The following is a 15,457-nucleotide window of genomic DNA, read 5'->3' as shown; positions in this document are numbered from 1 at the left end:
GTGGACCGCAGCGGGACGGCGCGGCACTGGTCTATGCTGCGCGCTCCCGTGGACGCTCCCCTGCCCTCCCGCCGCCGCCTCCTGGTGCCCGCCGTGGTGTTCGCCGTCGCGAGCACGCTGGTCGCCCTGGCCGCGCTGTATGTGCAGGGCCTGCTGCCGGCCTCCGTCCCGTCCGCGTCGGAGCCCTTCCACTATCAGGGCTACGAGAAGGTGCTCCGGCACGTGCGCGCGGATGGGGATGTGGACTTCTCCTCCATCGGCCGCGAGCGCGCGGAGCTGGACCGGTTCGTCGAATCGCTGGCGTCGTTCTCGCCGCACAACCGTCCGGACGTCTTCCCGACGTCGGAGGACGCGCTGGCCTTCTGGCTCAATGCCTACCACGCGCTGGTGCTCCAGCAGGTGGTGGATGGGTATCCCTATCTGGAGAGCGTGCACGGGCCGCTGCTCGGGCGCTTCTATTGGGGGCGCTCGTGGCCGGTGGGCGGCAAGCGCATGACGCTGTGGTCGCTGCACCACCGCATCCTCGCCCGGGAGTACGCCGACCCGCGCATCCACCTGGCGCTGTTCCAGGCCACGCGCGGCGGGCCTCGCATGGACAGCACCCACTTCCAGCCCGAGTTCCTCGACGCGCAGCTCAACGAGGCCAGCCGCCGGTTCGTGGGCGACAAGCGCCACGTGCGCCTGGACCGCGACACGGTGTACCTGGCGAAGCTGTTCGAGACCTGGCGCGAGGACTTCCTCGCCGCGCTGCCCGAGGGGCGCCGGGGCAACGTGCTCCAGTTCGTCTGGGCGTTCCTGCCGGACACCTGCGAGGATCGTCCCGGCTGCGACACGCGCGCGGACCTGGACCACGCCTGCGGGCCGAAGCTGGACCGCTGCCACATCGTGTACGAGCCGGAGGACCCCGCGCTCCCGGATGCGGCGGCGCGCGAGGTCCGCTCGGAGCGCTGACGCCTACGCGGGCAGCCGCTCGCGTCTGCCGGGCGGCGGCGTGTGGTCCTCGTCCCCCCGCTCCCGGGCGCGGGGCCGCTGCACGGGGCCACCGTCCTTGCGCCCTCGCAGCCACTTCTCCAGGCCGACGGCGGGCAGCACCACCGCGCCCACCAGCACGGACAGGCCGATGGCCTCCAGCGACAGGGGCGCCGTTCCGAAGATGCTCCGCATGAAGGGCACGTACATGAAGGCGAGCTGCAGCAGCACCAGCGCGCCGATGCCCATGAACACCGTGGGGTTGCTGAACAGGCCCACCTTGCGCACGGAGCCGGTGAGCGTGCGGCACATCACCATGTAGAAAATCTGGAAGCTGATGACGGTGTTCACCGCCATCGTCTGCGCCTCGGCCAGCGCCCGCGAGTGCCCCACCGCCGGCAGCTCGCGCGAGTACTCCCAGAGGAACAGGCCGATGGCCCCCGCCGCCATGAGCAGCGCGACCAGCCCCGTGCGCATCACCACGAAGTGGCTGAGCACCGGCGCGTCCGGACGGCGCGGCCTGCGGCGCATCACGTCCGACTCGCGCGCCTCGAACGCCAGCGGCAGCGCGAGCGACACCGTGGCCACCAGGTTGATCCACAACAGCTGCGTGGGCAGCATCGCCATCAGCGGCACCGCCCTCCCGCCGATGTCCTGGATGGGGAAGAACGCCACGCCGCACAGCAGGATGAGCGCGAGCCCCAGGTTGGTGGGCAGCACGAAGGCGAGCGACTTGATGAGGTTGTCGTAGACGCGCCGCCCCTCCTCCACCGCCGCCGCGATGGAGGCGAAGTTGTCATCCGTGAGGACGATGTCCGCCGCCTCCTTGGACACCGCCGTGCCGGTGATTCCCATCGCCACGCCGATGTTGGCCTGCTTGAGCGCGGGCGCGTCGTTCACCCCGTCGCCCGTCATCGCCACCACGTGCCTTCGGCCCTGGAGCGCGCGCACCAGGCGCAGCTTGTGCTCCGGCGCCACGCGCGCGAAGACGTTCGTGCTCTCGGCCACGTGCGCCAGCTGCGCGTCGTCCAGCGCCCCCAGCTTCGCGCCCGCGACGCCCGGCATCCCCGCCTCTTGAAGACCCAGCTTCGCGCCGATGGCCTCCGCCGTCGCCAGGTGGTCGCCCGTGATCATCTTCACGACGATGCCCGCCTCGTGACAGGCGCGCACCGCCTCGATGGCCTCCTCGCGCGGAGGGTCCATCATCCCCTGCAGGCCCAGGAGCTCCAGCCCACCCTCGACGTCTTCGAGCGCCAGGTCGTCCTTCGCCTCGGGCACCTGCCGCGACGCCACCGCGAGCACGCGCATGCCCCGCCGCGCCAGCCGCTCCACCTCCTCCAGCACCGCCTCGCGTGACACGGCGCCGTCCAGCTCGCAGCGCGCCAGGACGACCTCGGGCGCACCCTTGAGGAGCACCACGCGGCCCTCGCGGCCATCGTCGTGCAGCGTGGCCATGAACTGGTTCTCCGACTCGAACGGGATGGCGTCCACGCGGGTGAAGCGCGAGCGGGACTCCTCCACGCGCAGGCCCGCCTTCTCCGCCGCCACCACCAGCGCGCCCTCGGTCGGGTCGCCCGTCATGCGCCAGTTGCCATCACCGCCCTCCAGCGCCGCGTCGTTGCACAGCGCGCCCGCGAGCAGCAGCTCCTTCGCGTCGTCGGGCAGGAGCGACTCGCTGAGCGCCGGGCCGTCGCGGCGCAGCTCGCCCCGGGGCGCGTACCCCACGCCGGTGACGGTGTAGCGCCCCGTCGGCGTCCACAGGGCCTGCACCGTCATCTCGTTGCGCGTGAGCGTGCCCGTCTTGTCCGAGCAGATGACGGTGGTGCTGCCCAGCGTCTCCACCGCGGGCAGCTTGCGGATGACCGCACGCCGGGCCGCCATGCGCTGCACGCCGATGGCCAGGGCGATGGTGACGATGGCGGGCAGGCCCTCCGGAATCGCCGCCACCGCCAGGGTGATGGCCACCACCACCGCCTCGCTCATGTCATACCCGCGCCACAGCCCCACCCCGAGCAGCAGCACCGATACGACGAGGATGGCCACGGTGATGACCTTGGCGATGCTCGCGAGCGCCTTCGTCAGCGGCGTCTGCAAATCCGTCGCTTCGCTCAACATCTCCGAGATGCGCCCCAGCTCCGTGGCGCCTCCCGTCGCGATGACCACCGCCTGCCCCACGCCCGAGGTCACCAGCGTGCCGCCGAAGACGACGCTCGTCCTGTCCCCCAGCTCCGCGTCCTTGGCCACCACCGAGGGCTGCTTCGACGCCGGCACGGACTCGCCCGTGAGCGCGGCCTCCTCCACCTGGAGGTTGCGCGAGCCCACCAGCCGCATGTCCGCGGGCACCTTGTCCCCGGCGGCAATCTCCACCACATCCCCGGGCACCAGCTCCGCGGCGGGCACCGCGCGCTTGTGGCCCGCGCGCACCACCGTCGCGTTCTGCGGCACCATCCGGCTGAGCGCCTCGATGGCCTTGCCCGCGCGGAACTCCTGCACGAAGCCGATGAGCGTGTTGAGCACCACCACGGCGGCCACCACCAGCCCGTCCGTCACCTTGCCCATCACCACCGCCAGCACCGCCGACACGATGAGCACCCAGATGAACGGACTGTTCACCTGTCGCCACAACAGCTTCAGCGGCCCCTCGCCCTTCTGTCGCTCCAGGACGTTGGGCCCATGACGGGAGAGCCGCTCGCGCGCCTGCTCGTCCGTCAGCCCTGACGGTCCGCTCTCCAGCCGCTCGAAGGCCCGCTCGACCGGCAGGGCATGCCAGGGCACCGCTCCCGAAGCGGGCTCACGTGCGTCCTCGACGCCGGACGCGGCGGGTGGCGGCTCGCGCATTCGACTCCCCCAGTCAGCAACCAGCTCTCTCCCCTCAAGCTATGTCCGCCCCAGGCCCGCGCCCCACGCCCGCCCTCGCAGGAGGCAGGCGACGCGTCGCGGCCGTGACAAAGCCGTTGCCTGGCTCGCGATTTCCAAGTAATCAAGAATTAAAGGAATCACGAGCTTCTCGACTTCGTCCTGATGAACTCCAAAAAGTCCGGTGTGGTCCTGTTGGGGGTGGTGCTGGTGGCCTCGGTCGTCGCGCTGCTGACCCGAGGCCTGTCTGCCTCCTCGAATGAATCCGCCCCCGCCGCGAGCGCCGCGAGGCCGCCCACCTCCAGCGGCGTCATGGTGGGCACGCCCTCGGGGGTGCCGCCGGCCTCGGAGCCGACGCCCGCGGTGGAGCAGCTGCCGATGCCCGGGTGCTGGGATGGCCTGCGGGAGCTGGACAAGGCGACCTCGCTGGACGCGCTGCGCGCGGCGCTGGGGGTGGCAGTGGGGCACCGCGACAACCTGCTGGCGACCTACCTCCAGGAGCGCCTGACGGAGCTGGTGGGGCAGGACGCGGGGCGCGCGCTGCAGGTCATCGAGTGGGCGAAGCAGGCCAGCCCTCCGGAGCTGGGGCTCTACCTGGAGGCCGTGAAGGCGGCGCCAGCCGTGCACGACGCGAAGGTGTCGGCGGCGCTCCTGGGGATGGGCGAGGACAAGAGCCTGCCGACCCAGAACCGCTCGGCGGCGCTGGACGCCCTGGAGACCCAGCGGCGGCTGTCGCCCGGGGACCTGGCGCGGCTCAAGGCGGTGGCCCTGGACGAGACGGCGGACTCCACCGCGTGGGTGGCCACGCGCACGCTGGGCCGGGTGATGAAGGAGGACTTCGAGCGCACGGGCACCCATGCGCCGTACTGGAAGGAGCTGCTCTCCATCGCCGGCACCTCGGACGACATGGCGGTGCGGCTGCTCGCGCTGGAGATGCCGTCGTACTCCGACCCGCTCATCGGCCCGGAGTCCTTCGACGAGCTGGAGCACATCCTCACCACGGACCGCGAGCGCGACGTGCGGGAGATGGCCGCCTTCCGGCTGGGCGTCACGCGCGAGCCCGAGCAGGCGCTGAAAATCTACGAGGCGGCGTTCGACAAGGAGCACGACGTCTGCGTGCGCTGGGCCATCTTCCGCTTCGCCGTGCGCGCCGCGGGAGAGGGAGCGCTGCCGATGCTGGCGCGGCTCGCCGCGAAGGACCCGCGCTTCCAGCGCGACTACACCGAGTTCCAGCAGCTGTACGCCTCCGGCACCGTGGACTTCGCCCGCATCTGGCTGGGCAAGGGCGAGCACCACGCGTGCCTCGTCGAGGAAGGAGCGCCGCACTGATGCATGCCCTCATGAACAGGCGATGGGGGCGCGGGCTCCTGGTGTCGTTCCTCCTGGGTGCGTGGCCCGCGAGCGCGGCCGCGCCGCTCTTGACGCCCGAGACTTGCTCGGTGGAGACGATGCTGCGCGACGTGCGCGCGGCGATGAAGGACGGCTCGCCCGCGCTGAAGCACTACGTGAAGGCGCGGCTGCGGGAGGCGGCGCTGGCCATGCCCGCCGGGGAGCTGCAGGCCGCGCTGGAGCGCGAGCACCAGCCGGAGGTGCTGGAGGCCCTGGGCGCGGCGCTGGCCACGAAGGCGAGCCACGCGGAGTCGCCCGGACTGGTGCAGCCGCTGCTGGCCCGGGCCGCGGGAGACGCGGACCCGGCGGCGCGCGCGGCGGCGGTGCGGGCCCTCAGGGCCACACCCTCCGTGGAGTTCATGGCGAAGAACGGCGGCGTGGTGACGTACGAGCAGCTGGTGCGCGACAGCTCCCCGGAGGTGCGCCAGGCGGTGGCCGACAACCTGCTGGCGGAGAGCGCGCAGGTGTACTCGGGCCATGACCGCACGGTGTCGGAGACGACGGTGGCGGTGGCGTCGGCGGCCGAGGACCCCGCGGTGGCGGCGAGGCTCTTGGGCGAGGTGTCCATGGAGGCCGTGGGCCACGAGACGGTGGAGCGCGTCACCCGGCACCTGAAGGCCGAGTCCCCGGAGCTGCGCGCGGCGGCGGCGACGGCGCTGGGAGGCGCGCCGGGAGCGGAGTCAGCGGGGGCGCGGCGCGCGCTGGTGGAGGCCTTCCGCGGGGACACGAATCCGGCGGTGCGCAAGGCGGCGCTCGAGGGCATCGCCCGGCTGGGCCAGGCCTCCGCGCGGCCCCTGCTGGAGTCGCTGCGCGGCGTGGACCCGCGCATGGACCCTGAAATCGACGCGTGGCTGTCCGCGCTGAAGCTCAACCTCCAGGAGTGGCACCTGCTGCTGCGCGAGAAGCAGCGGTTGAGGAGGTGACCCCTGCATCACCGGGCAGTGCCGCAGCGAAACAACCAGAGGAGGCAGTTCCATGAAGGCAATGAAGTGGATGTTGGCCACGGTGGCCTTGGCCGTGACGGGGTGGTCCACGAGCGCGTCGTCGGCGACGGCCGTCGGTCCCATCTGTGACACGGCCGCGCGCGTGGGCTCCACGACGTACTACTCGTGCTCGGGCAGCAGCCACAACGCGCTCGACATGAGCAATGGCACGTGCAGCGTGTGGAACCACCGCGGGATGATCAACGTCAGCCGCTACTACGCCTACTACGGCGGCTGTGCGAACAACTGCAGCGGCGGCACCAGCTGCAACGGCGGCGCGGGCAACTACTACGTCGTCACCGGCGGCAGCGGCTGGGACTTCCGCCAGCTCCACCTGAACTCCAACGTGTCCTCCGGCTCCAAGACCTGCGACCGCTGCGCGCTGGGCCTGGTGGGCTCCACGGGCAACTCCACCGGCGCGCACGTGCACGCGGACAACCGCCAGTACGGCACCCGCAAGACGGCCTGGTACACCAGCGTCGGCACCACGTGCGGCTCCAGTGCGTATTGCAGCAATCGCGTGGGTACGCCCACGCTGTAGTCGCAGTCCCCAAACCCGCGCCCCGCTCCGGTTTCCCTATGGCCGAGGCGGGGCGTCCTTGTTTCACGCGTCGGAGCGCCGCGGGGCCTCGGCGGCGGCCCGGCGCAGGATTTCCCCCGTCGCCGCGTCCGCGGGGAAGAAGGACTCAATCGCCAGCTCCGCCAGGGTGACGTCCACCGGCGTGCCGAACACCGTCGTCGTGCCGATGAAGGCCAGCACGCCCCGGGGCGTCATGATGCGAAGGGGCACCACCACCCCCGCGTAGTCCGGCTCGGACGCGTGGCTCGGCACCGGCCCCATCCCCCGCAGCTCGTCGAGCAGCGCCGCCAGCGTCGCGTCCGCGGTGGTCGACACCTGCCGCTGCAGCCTGGCCAGCACGTGCGCGCGCCACTGCTCCAGGTTGAGGATGCGCCGGCCCAGGCCGTCCGGGTGCAGGCTCAGCCGCAGCACGTTGACGGGGGGCTGGAGCAGCTCGCCGGGGATGCCCTCCAGGAGCACGCCCACCGCGCGGTTGGCCGTGACGAGGTGCCAGTGCCGGTCCACCGCGAGCGCCGGGTACGGCTCGTGTCCGGAGAGCACCAGCTCCACCGCCTCGCGCGCCGCCGTCATGCGCGGCCCGTCCAGCTCGTTCTCCGAGTAGACGGGCGCGAAGCCCGCCGCCACGAGCAGCGTGTTGCGCTCGCGCAGCGGCACGTCCAGCTCCTCGGCCAGGTGCAGCAGCATGTCCCGGCTCGGCGTGGAGCGCCCCGTCTCCAGGAAGCTCACGTGGCGGGCGGACACCTCCGCGCGGCACGCCAGGTCCAACTGACTCAGGCTGCGGCGCTGACGCCACTCGCGCAGCAACTCTCCCACCGGACGGCTCGGCATCATCATGCCCCTGACCCTAGGAACAACGGGGAAGCCTGCCCATTACCTCCCGCGTAATCGACCCGCGCACCGCCCACGCGCAATGTGTGTCCCCAGACGGCGGCGGGATTTCCCCGGCGCCGCATTCCAAGGACACAGCCATGAGCGCCATTCCCGCGTCGCGTACCTTCCTGGGCCACATCCTGCTCGCCGACGGCCTCATCAGCGGCGCCACCGGGGCCCTGATGTTCTTCGCCGCCCAGCCCCTGAGCGAGCTGCTCGGCCTGCCCGTCACGCTGCTGCGCTCGGCGGGCTTCAGCCTGCTGCCCTTCGCCGCGCTGCTCGTGTTCCTGGCCAACCGGCCCCTCGTCCCCCGGGGGCTCGTCTGGGCCATCATCGGCGCCAACGTGCTGTGGACGGTGGACAGCCTGGCGCTGCTCGCCACGGGCTGGGTGCAGCCCACCGTCTGGGGCGTGGCCTTCACCGTGGTGCAGGCCGTGGCCGTGGCCGCCTTCAGCGGCCTGGAGCTGATGGCCCTCAAGCAGGCCCGCATGGTGCCCGCCTGAGCGTGCGTCGAGCGCGGCGCGAGGCGTGCCTCAGAGCGCCTTGCGCACCGCCTCCAGCGCGGCGTCGTAGTCCGGCTCGTGCATCATCTCCGGGACGATTTCGCGGAACACCACCCGGCCCTCGCGGTCCACCACGAAGGTGCTGCGCGCCAGGAGGCCCAGCTCCTTCATGTACAGCCCGTACTTCCGCGCGAAGTCCCGGTCCTTGTAGTCCGAGAGCACCGCCACGTTCTGGATGCCCTCGGCCGCGCTGAAGCGGTTGAGGGCGAAGGGCAAATCCAGGCTCAGGTACCAGACCTTCACGTCCGGCCCCAGCTGCGTCGCCTGCTGGTTGAACATGCGCAGCTGGATGGCGCAGACCTTGGTGTCCACGCTCGGCGCCACGCTCAACACCACCACCTGCCCCTTGAGCTCCGACAGGCGGTGGGACTCGTAGAAGCCCTTGTACACGGTGAAGTCGGGCGCGAGGTCGCCCACCTGCACCTGCCCGTCGCCCTCCAGCGTCACCGGCTTGCCGCGGTAGGTGACCTGGTCCTTGAACTCGGCCATCACTGCACTCCTCTCACGTCACGCGGCCAGCAGTGCCGCACCAATGAGGCCGCTGTCGTCGCCGAGCTCCGCGTCGGCGATGAGCAACCCCTCGCGGGACGTCTGGGACGCCCACGCCCTCACACCGTCCAACACCCGGCGCCGCATCCCAGGGCAGTGGTTCAACACCCCACCCCCGAGGATGAGCCTGGCCGGGTTCAACACCGTCACCTGGTTGGCCACCGCCAGCGCCAGGAAACGCGCGGCCCGCTCATACACCTCCCGAGCGGCCTCGTCGCCTGCTTCCGCCGCCTCTTCCAGCGACACGGGCGTCAGCCGGGAGGCGTCGTTCTCCACGAGCTTCGCGAGCAGCGGAGCGCGGCCCGCGACGAGCAGCTCCTTCGACTGGGCGATGAGGTTGTGGCCGCCGGTGTACGCCTCCAGGCAGCCCAGCTCGCCGCAGCCGCAGCGCCGCCCGTCGGGGACGACCTTGATGTGGCCCAGCTCGGCCGCCACGCCGCCCGCGCCCTCCAGGAGGCGCCCGCCGGCGATGATGGCGCTGCCCACGCCCGAGCCGACGAACACCACCAGCAGGTCCTGCGCGCCACGGCCCGCGCCCGCGTGCAGCTCACCCCACGCGGCCGCGGACAGGTCGTTCACCACCTTCACCGGCTGCTTCAGCCGGTCCGTGAGCATCTTGCCCAGGGGCACGTTGCGCCAGCCCAGGTTGGGGGCCACCGACAGCACCCCGGAGTCCTTGTGGATCTGCGCGGCCGCGCCCACGCCGCAGGCGTCCACCGGCACACCCGCGGACCGCACCGCTTCGGAGGCGGCCTGGGCGATGGTCTCCACCACCCCGGACGGGCTGCGCTCGGCGAGCGCCACCTTGGTCGACGCGAGCAGCTTCCCCGCCTCGTCCACCACGGCGGCTCGAGCGAACGTCCCCCCCAGGTCGATTCCCAGCGTCGGCATGGCGGTGTTCCCCTCTAGCCTTTCACGCGCTGGACCAGCTCGGTCACCAGCGCCTCGACTTCCTGCTGCCGCGCGTCGTCCTTGAACCGGCCCTCCGGCGTGAAGGCCTCCGCGGCCCGCGCCAGGTGCACCTGCGTGGGCAGCACCAGCGCGCCCACCGACGACATCACCTGCCGCAGGTGCGGCTGCATGCGCGCGGTGCCGAAGTTGCCGGGGCTGGCGCCCATGATGGCCGTCCACTTGCCCTGGAACAGCCGGCCGGGCGCACGCGACGCCCAGTCGATGGCGTTCTTCAGGCCGCCTGGAATCGACGAGTTGTACTCGGGGCTCGAGATGAGGAGGCCCTGGGCCTTCGCCACCCGCTCACGCAGGGCGACGACGCTCGGGGGCAGGCCCTGGGCTTCCACGTCACCGTCGTAGAGCGGCACGCCCACCGTCTTGAGGTCCACCACGTCCACGTCCGCGCCGAGCGCGCGGGCCTTCTCGACGGCCAGCGCCAGGAGCTTCTGGTTGAAGCCGCCGGTGCGCAGGCTGCCCGCGATGGCCAGGATTCGAGGCGCGCTCACCCTCCCACCTCACGCTGCACCTGGGCCACGGTGCCCTCGATGAGGGCCTGGATCTCCTTGAGGCGCTCGGGCGTGTTGGCCTCGAAGCGCAGCACCAGGATGGGCTGGGTGTTGGAGGCGCGGATGAGGCCCCAGCCGTCGGGGAACGTCACGCGCACGCCGTCCACGTCGATGATGTCGTGGCCCGCCGCGCGCAGCGTCTCCGTGGCGCGCTTGACCATCTCGAACTTCTTCTCCTCCTTCGTGTCGAAGCGCAGCTCGGGGCTGGCGTAGGTCTTCGGCACGTCCGCGAGCAGCTCCGACATCTTCTGCTTCTCGTGGGTGAGGATTTCGAGCAGGCGCGCGGACGAGTACACCGCGTCGTCGAAGCCGAAGTAGCGGTTCTTGAAGAAGATGTGGCCGCTCATCTCGCCGGCCAGCTCCGCGTGCTCCTCCTTCATCTTCGCCTTGATGAGCGAGTGGCCCGCCTTCCACATCACGGGCTTGCCGCCGCGCCTGGCGATGTCGTCGTACAGCGTGTAGCTGCACTTCACCTCGCCGACGATGGCCGCGCCCGGGCTGTCCTTGAGGACGTAGCGGCTGAAGAGGACCATGAGCTGGTCGCCCCAGAGGATGTTGCCCTGGTCGTCGATGACGCCGATGCGGTCGCTGTCGCCGTCGTAGGCGATGCCCACCTCGGCCTTCTCGCGCTTCACCGCGGCGATGAGGTCCTGGAGGTTCTCCACCACGGTGGGGTCCGGGTGGTGGTTGGGGAACGTCGCGTCCATCTCGCAGAACAGGGGCACCACCTCGAAGCCCATGGACTCGAACAGGGGGACGGCGATGGCGCCGCCGGTGCCGTTGCCCGCGTCGATGACGATCTTCATCCCCTTGCGGCCCACCTTCACCGTCTGCCGGACGAAGTGGTTGTAGGGGGTGATGATGTCGTACGGCGTCACGGTGCCGGGCGTCTTCGAGACCTCGAAGTCCCGCGCCTCGATGAGGCGGCGCAGCGCCTGGATTTCGTGGCTGTGGAAGGTCGTCTTGCCCGCGCCAATCTTGAAGCCGTTGTACTCGGGCGGGTTGTGGCTGCCGGTAATCATGGCCAGGCCATCCACCGGCAGGGTGTTGGCGGCGAAGTAGGTCAGCGGCGTGGGCACCACGCCCACGTCGAAGACGTTGAGGCCCGTGGACGTCAGGCCGGCACAGAGCGAGTCGCGGAAGCGGGTGGAGGACTCGCGGCAGTCGCGGCCCACGGCGATGAAGCGGCCGCCGTTGCGGCGGATGATGGTGCCCAGGCCCTTGCCCAAGAGCTCCACCACTTCGGCCGTGAGGTCCTTGTCCACCAGACCCCGGATGTCGTACTCGCGGAAGATATGCGCGTTCATGAAGGTGTCCCCGCCCTCCTCCTGGAACCGGAGGGCATGACAGAGGGCGGCGGACTCTACACGAGCGCAACGGTTCCCGGCACCCGACAGGGGGCCTGCGCGGGCTGCTGAACGATGCTCCCTCGGCGCCCCTGTGAATCCCTGGGGTGCCAATCAACCCCCACACCCGCCCGGCTGTGGGGCGACCGGGGCTCCGGGCTCCCTCTGTCGAGGGAGGCGAGCGCTCCAGTCGGGCCGGCCTCCTGGGGCGAACGCCCTCCAGGCGAGCCCTCATGGGTCGGAGAAGTTCGGGTGGGCCCCGCCTCGACGGCGCGGCCGCCGAGCGCGTGCCAGCGACCTCTCCTCGGCAGCGGGCGCCGCCTCGGCAAGGCCCGAGTGCGTGCTCACCGTATTGCCAGGGTCACGAGGGCGGCCTCGGTAGAGGCCCGAGTGCGTGCTCGCCGTATCGCCAGGGTCACGAGGACGGCCTCGGTAGAGGCCGGACCTGAGTCCACAGCGCTCACGCTCCGCTGGGGGCGCCCCTCCGGAACACGCGCGCCTTCAGTGCGCGGTGACCTCCGCACCCTCGCTCCGCTGGGAGCGCCCCTCCGGAACACGCGTGCCTTCAGTGCGCGGTGACCTCCACGCCGGCGCTCTCGATGGAGAGCGGCACCTCAGGGCGCGGCTGCCCGCGCAGGACCTGGTAGTGGCGCAGCCAGGAGGCGTTGAGCGGATCCAACGCCAGCGCCTCCGCGTAGCGCTCGAGAGCCGCGTCGTGCTGCCCCCGAACCTCCAGCGCATGGCCCTGCGTGAAGAGCGCCCGGGCCCGCGACTCCGCCAGCGGACGCGCCGCGAGGAAGGCACCGCGCATTACCTCCGCCTGCTCATCCGCCAGCCCCGCGTCGAGGCAGCGGGCGACCCCCGCGAGGTTCCCCCGCGTGGCGTCGTAGCCAGCGCGCGACACCACGTCGGTCAGCATGCGGCCCGCCGCCTCCACCCGGCGCAGCAGCGCCTCCAGCGCCTGACGCTGCCCCAAGGGCAGGGTGCGCTGACGGAAGAGGTTCAGCCTGCGCAGCGCCGAGGTCGCGCGACGGCGCACCGCCTCGAAGTCCTCGTGCGGCAGCGCGCCGAGCAGCGCGTACGGGTCCTTCTCCACCACCGCCGCGCGCGACAACACCCGGGCCAGCTCCGCGTCCGGCACCGGCTCCGCCTCCAGCGCGCGCGGCCCCGAGCCCAGCCCCAGCGCGTGCGCCAGGAGCTCCCGCGCCGCCTCGCCCGCGAACTGCACGTGCAGCCCCGACTCACCGTTCCACGCCCGTGCCTCCTCGCGCGTGACATGGCGGACCACGTCGCAGTCGCACGCCACCTTGCGGCCCTTGAAGGTCAGCTCCACCGGGAGCTGCGAGGCGAGCGGAGGCAGCACCCCCGCCCACGTGGCGAAGAAGCCATCCACCGTCACGTCCCCCAGGCGCACCGGCACCAGCTCCGCGTCCGTGGCCAGCCCCAGCCGCACGAGCAGGCCCCGGGGCGACTCCATCTTCGGCGGCGTCAGCTCGGCCGTCGGCACCTGCTCGTAGGCGACCTCGCGCAGCGCGCGGTGCAGCGGCGTGGCGTCGTCCTCCGGGAGGATGTGGCCGAAGATGGAGATGCTCCCGCGCGACGTGCGCGTGCGCTGCGGGGGCGCGGGCCGCACCCGGCCGATGCCCTGGCTGTCGAGCAGCGCCTCGCGGAAGGAGACGGCGTCCGGGAACCGCTCCCCGGGGCTCTGGGACAGCGCGCGCAGCAGCACGTCCGAGAGCGCGCGCGGCACGCGAGGGTTGAGCTCGTGCGGCGCCGCGGGCGACAGCGCCCCCACGCGCCCGAAGCCGAAAGGCAGCCGGCCCGTGGCCAGCAGGTAGCCCACCACGCCCAGCGCGTAGATGTCCGTGCGCCCGTCCACCGAGTCCTGCGCCCACTGCTCCGGCGCGAGGAACGCGGGCGAGCCCACCACCATGCCGCACGCGCGCTCCTCGCGGGACAGGCTGGCGGTGAGCACCTCGCGAGAGCCGAAGCCCAGCACCTTCACCCGCCGCTCGCCCCGCGAATCCCACGTCAGCACCAGGCTGTCCGCGCTCAAGCCGCCGTGCACGCGGCCCTGCGCGTGGGCGACCTCCAGCGCGCACAGCGCCTGGGCCAGCACCAGGACGACCTCCGCCGGAGCCAGCGGCATGGGCAGCTTCGAGAAGGGCTCACCCTCCGCGTGCTCCATCAGCAGGCACGGCAGCCCCGCGGGGCCGATGCGCGCGTCCAGCACCCGCGCGACATGGCGGTGCTTGAGCGAGCGCAGCGCGCGGCCCTCCATGAGGAAGCGCGAGCGCACCACCGGCTGGGCCGCCAGGTGCGGGTGCATCACCTTCACCGCGAAGCGGTGCCCCGTGGGCGTGTGCTCCGCCAGGTACACCGTGCCCAACGCCCCCGAGCCCAACGCCGCGCCCAGCACCAGCGGGCCATGCCGCTGCCCCTCCAGGGACGGCGCCCGAGGACACACCGACCCCACCGGATGCTCCACCGCGCAGTGATTGCAAGCCATGTTCGAGCTCCGCCCCGTCCGCCCCGGGATGGGGCGGGCGGCGACGGCCCTGCAACCGGCGTGCACCCCCCACTTCGTCAGCGACTGGACACGACAACCTCCCGCCGGGACGAGAAAGCGGAGAACCCCGTTACCCACGGAGCGGAAGTTCTTTCAGCCCCGGGGTCGGAAGTTTCTCCAGCGCACACTGGGCGCCTGCACCTACAGGTACTTCTGCAGCTTGCGGGCCTTGAGGGCCTCGACCACCTTGCGCACGTCCTGGCTCTTCTCGCGGGGCACCACCAGCACCGCGTCGCCGGAGTCCACCACCACCACGTCGGTGAGGCCCACGACGGACAGCGGGCGCTTGTCGGCGAGCACGATGCAGCCCTTGCAGTCCACCACGACGGCCAGGTCGCCGGAGATGACGTTGCCGTGCGCGTCCGCGGGGCGCACCTCGGGGATGGCCGCGAAGGAGCCCACGTCCGACCAGCCGAAGTCACCCGGCAGCACCGCGATGTTGCTGGCCTTCTCCATCACGCCGTAGTCGATGGAGATGGACGGCAGCTTGGGGAACACCTTCTTGAGCACCGCGCCGAAGGTGCGCTTGCCGGCGGCCTCACGCAGCGCCTTCAGGCCCTTCTTCATCTCCGGCATGTGCTGCTCGAAGGCGGCCAGGATGACGTCCGCGCGGAAGACGAAGATGCCGCCGTTCCACAGGTACTCACCGGAGGACACGTAGGCCTGCGCCGTCTGGGGGTCGGGCTTCTCCTTGAAGGCCTTCACCGCGCGGCCGCCGCCCTCCAGCGCGTCGCCCACCTGGATGTAGCCGTAGCCCGTCTCCGGGCGGTGGGGCTGGATGCCCAGGGTGACGATGTGGCCCCCCTCGGCGATGCGCGCGGCCTGCTCCAGCACGCGCTTGAAACCCGGCACGTCGGCCACGTGGTGGTCGGAGGGCAGCACCACCATGACGCCCTTCGGGTCGCGGGCGGCCACCTGCACCGCGGCGAGCGCGATGGCGGGCGCGGTGTTGCGGGCCACGGGCTCCACCAGGAGGTTGGGCTTGGGAAGGCCCTTCACCAGCTTCGCGGCGGCCTTCGCGTGCAGCGGGCCGCACACGATGAAGGTGTTCTTCACCGTGGCCAGGCCCTTGAGGCGCTGGGCGGTGTCGGTGATGAGCGGCAGCTTCGAGGCGAGCGGCAGGAACTGCTTGGGGCGCGCCTGCCGGGACAGCGGCCAGAAACGCGTGCCGGAGCCACCGGCCATGATGACGGGGTAGAGGGCCATGCGGGGTACGACTCCTGCGAGTGCCGGCTCGGAGCCAGCGAGAAGCGCCAGGGTCTTCCC

Annotated in this window: 13 protein-coding genes; 5 read left to right on the top strand and 8 right to left on the bottom strand. The window is 71.7% G+C overall.

Annotation, left to right across the window (positions count from 1 at the left end; genetic code table 11):
• Nucleotides 1–33 precede the first annotated feature (33 nt).
• A complete protein-coding gene (locus K8640_RS11015) occupies nt 34–951 on the top strand; it encodes a DUF547 domain-containing protein (RefSeq protein WP_223747005.1) in 918 nt (305 codons plus the stop codon).
• 3 nt (nt 952–954) lie between these two features.
• Here K8640_RS11015 and K8640_RS11010 read toward each other — a convergent pair whose 3' ends face one another.
• Nucleotides 955–3,807, bottom strand: a complete 2,853-nt coding sequence (locus tag K8640_RS11010; RefSeq protein ID WP_223747004.1) for an HAD-IC family P-type ATPase — start codon at nt 3,805–3,807, stop codon at nt 955–957.
• Nucleotides 3,808–3,990: 183 nt separating this feature from the next.
• Here K8640_RS11010 and K8640_RS11005 point away from each other — a divergent pair, with 183 nt between their 5' ends.
• Genes K8640_RS11005 through K8640_RS10995 form a run of 3 tightly spaced genes read left to right on the top strand, consistent with a single transcriptional unit; the run spans nt 3,991 to nt 6,738 of the window.
• Nucleotides 3,991–5,154, top strand: coding sequence for a HEAT repeat domain-containing protein (locus K8640_RS11005; protein ID WP_223747003.1), 1,164 nt, complete (start codon nt 3,991–3,993; stop codon nt 5,152–5,154).
• A gap of 11 nt (nt 5,155–5,165) precedes the next feature.
• Nucleotides 5,166–6,137: a HEAT repeat domain-containing protein gene (locus tag K8640_RS11000; RefSeq protein ID WP_223747002.1), complete on the top strand. Its 972-nt coding sequence runs from the start codon at nt 5,166–5,168 to the stop codon at nt 6,135–6,137.
• A 52-nt stretch (nt 6,138–6,189) separates the two neighbouring features.
• Nucleotides 6,190–6,738, top strand: a complete 549-nt coding sequence (locus K8640_RS10995) for a peptidase M23 (RefSeq protein ID WP_074953462.1) — start codon at nt 6,190–6,192, stop codon at nt 6,736–6,738.
• A 63-nt stretch (nt 6,739–6,801) separates the two neighbouring features.
• Here K8640_RS10995 and K8640_RS10990 read toward each other — a convergent pair whose 3' ends face one another.
• Entirely contained in the window at nt 6,802–7,611 is an 810-nt protein-coding gene (locus tag K8640_RS10990; protein ID WP_305070652.1) for a helix-turn-helix domain-containing protein, read from the bottom strand.
• A 134-nt stretch (nt 7,612–7,745) separates the two neighbouring features.
• On the opposite strand from K8640_RS10990, the gene K8640_RS10985 reads away from it, so the two are divergent.
• Entirely contained in the window at nt 7,746–8,150 is a 405-nt protein-coding gene (locus K8640_RS10985; protein WP_223747001.1) for a hypothetical protein, read from the top strand.
• Between the two features lie 30 nt (nt 8,151–8,180).
• Here the strand turns inward: K8640_RS10985 and tpx are convergent, their stop codons facing one another.
• The 6 genes from tpx to K8640_RS10955 all read right to left on the bottom strand — a co-directional run bounded on the left by tpx (nt 8,181) and on the right by K8640_RS10955 (nt 15,397).
• Complete coding sequence (gene tpx, locus K8640_RS10980; protein WP_223747000.1) at nt 8,181–8,699, bottom strand: thiol peroxidase; 519 nt, start codon at nt 8,697–8,699, stop codon at nt 8,181–8,183.
• 18 nt (nt 8,700–8,717) lie between these two features.
• On the bottom strand, nt 8,718–9,650 hold the full coding sequence (locus K8640_RS10975) for an ROK family protein (RefSeq protein ID WP_223746999.1): 933 nt from the start codon (nt 9,648–9,650) through the stop codon (nt 8,718–8,720).
• A gap of 14 nt (nt 9,651–9,664) precedes the next feature.
• On the bottom strand, nt 9,665–10,216 hold the full coding sequence (locus tag K8640_RS10970; RefSeq protein WP_141328863.1) for an NADPH-dependent FMN reductase: 552 nt from the start codon (nt 10,214–10,216) through the stop codon (nt 9,665–9,667).
• A complete protein-coding gene (locus K8640_RS10965) occupies nt 10,213–11,583 on the bottom strand; it encodes a phosphomannomutase/phosphoglucomutase (RefSeq protein WP_223746998.1) in 1,371 nt (456 codons plus the stop codon). The genes K8640_RS10970 and K8640_RS10965 overlap by 4 nt, the downstream gene beginning before the upstream one ends.
• Nucleotides 11,584–12,187: 604 nt before the next feature.
• On the bottom strand, nt 12,188–14,131 hold the full coding sequence (locus tag K8640_RS10960) for a protein kinase domain-containing protein (RefSeq protein WP_223746997.1): 1,944 nt from the start codon (nt 14,129–14,131) through the stop codon (nt 12,188–12,190).
• Between the two features lie 201 nt (nt 14,132–14,332).
• Nucleotides 14,333–15,397 (bottom strand): mannose-1-phosphate guanylyltransferase, encoded by a 1,065-nt coding sequence (locus K8640_RS10955; RefSeq protein ID WP_223746996.1) that lies wholly within the window; start codon nt 15,395–15,397, stop codon nt 14,333–14,335.
• Between the last annotated feature and the right edge of the window lie 60 nt (nt 15,398–15,457).

Origin of the sequence: Myxococcus sp. XM-1-1-1, assembly GCF_020037095.1 — a bacterium.
GTDB lineage: Bacteria > Myxococcota > Myxococcia > Myxococcales > Myxococcaceae > Myxococcus > Myxococcus fulvus.
Note: the sequence above shows the minus strand (reverse complement) of the source record. Positions and strands in the feature narration are given on the sequence as shown.

Excerpts from the sequence above, each read along its gene's own strand:
- K8640_RS11010 (WP_223747004.1), bottom strand. The coding sequence starts at position 3,807 with ATGCGCGAGCCGCCACCCGCCGCGTCCGGCGTCGAGGACGCACGTGAG.
- K8640_RS10965 (WP_223746998.1), bottom strand. The coding sequence starts at position 11,583 with ATGAACGCGCATATCTTCCGCGAGTACGACATCCGGGGTCTGGTGGAC.
- K8640_RS11015 (WP_223747005.1), top strand. The coding sequence starts at position 34 with ATGCTGCGCGCTCCCGTGGACGCTCCCCTGCCCTCCCGCCGCCGCCTC.
- K8640_RS10955 (WP_223746996.1), bottom strand. The coding sequence starts at position 15,397 with ATGGCCCTCTACCCCGTCATCATGGCCGGTGGCTCCGGCACGCGTTTC.
- K8640_RS10975 (WP_223746999.1), bottom strand. The coding sequence starts at position 9,650 with ATGCCGACGCTGGGAATCGACCTGGGGGGGACGTTCGCTCGAGCCGCC.
- K8640_RS10960 (WP_223746997.1), bottom strand. The coding sequence starts at position 14,131 with ATGGCTTGCAATCACTGCGCGGTGGAGCATCCGGTGGGGTCGGTGTGT.
- K8640_RS11000 (WP_223747002.1), top strand. The coding sequence starts at position 5,166 with ATGAACAGGCGATGGGGGCGCGGGCTCCTGGTGTCGTTCCTCCTGGGT.
- K8640_RS10990 (WP_305070652.1), bottom strand. The coding sequence starts at position 7,611 with ATGATGATGCCGAGCCGTCCGGTGGGAGAGTTGCTGCGCGAGTGGCGT.
- tpx (WP_223747000.1), bottom strand. The coding sequence starts at position 8,699 with ATGGCCGAGTTCAAGGACCAGGTCACCTACCGCGGCAAGCCGGTGACG.
- K8640_RS10985 (WP_223747001.1), top strand. The coding sequence starts at position 7,746 with ATGAGCGCCATTCCCGCGTCGCGTACCTTCCTGGGCCACATCCTGCTC.
- K8640_RS10995 (WP_074953462.1), top strand. The coding sequence starts at position 6,190 with ATGAAGGCAATGAAGTGGATGTTGGCCACGGTGGCCTTGGCCGTGACG.
- K8640_RS11005 (WP_223747003.1), top strand. The coding sequence starts at position 3,991 with ATGAACTCCAAAAAGTCCGGTGTGGTCCTGTTGGGGGTGGTGCTGGTG.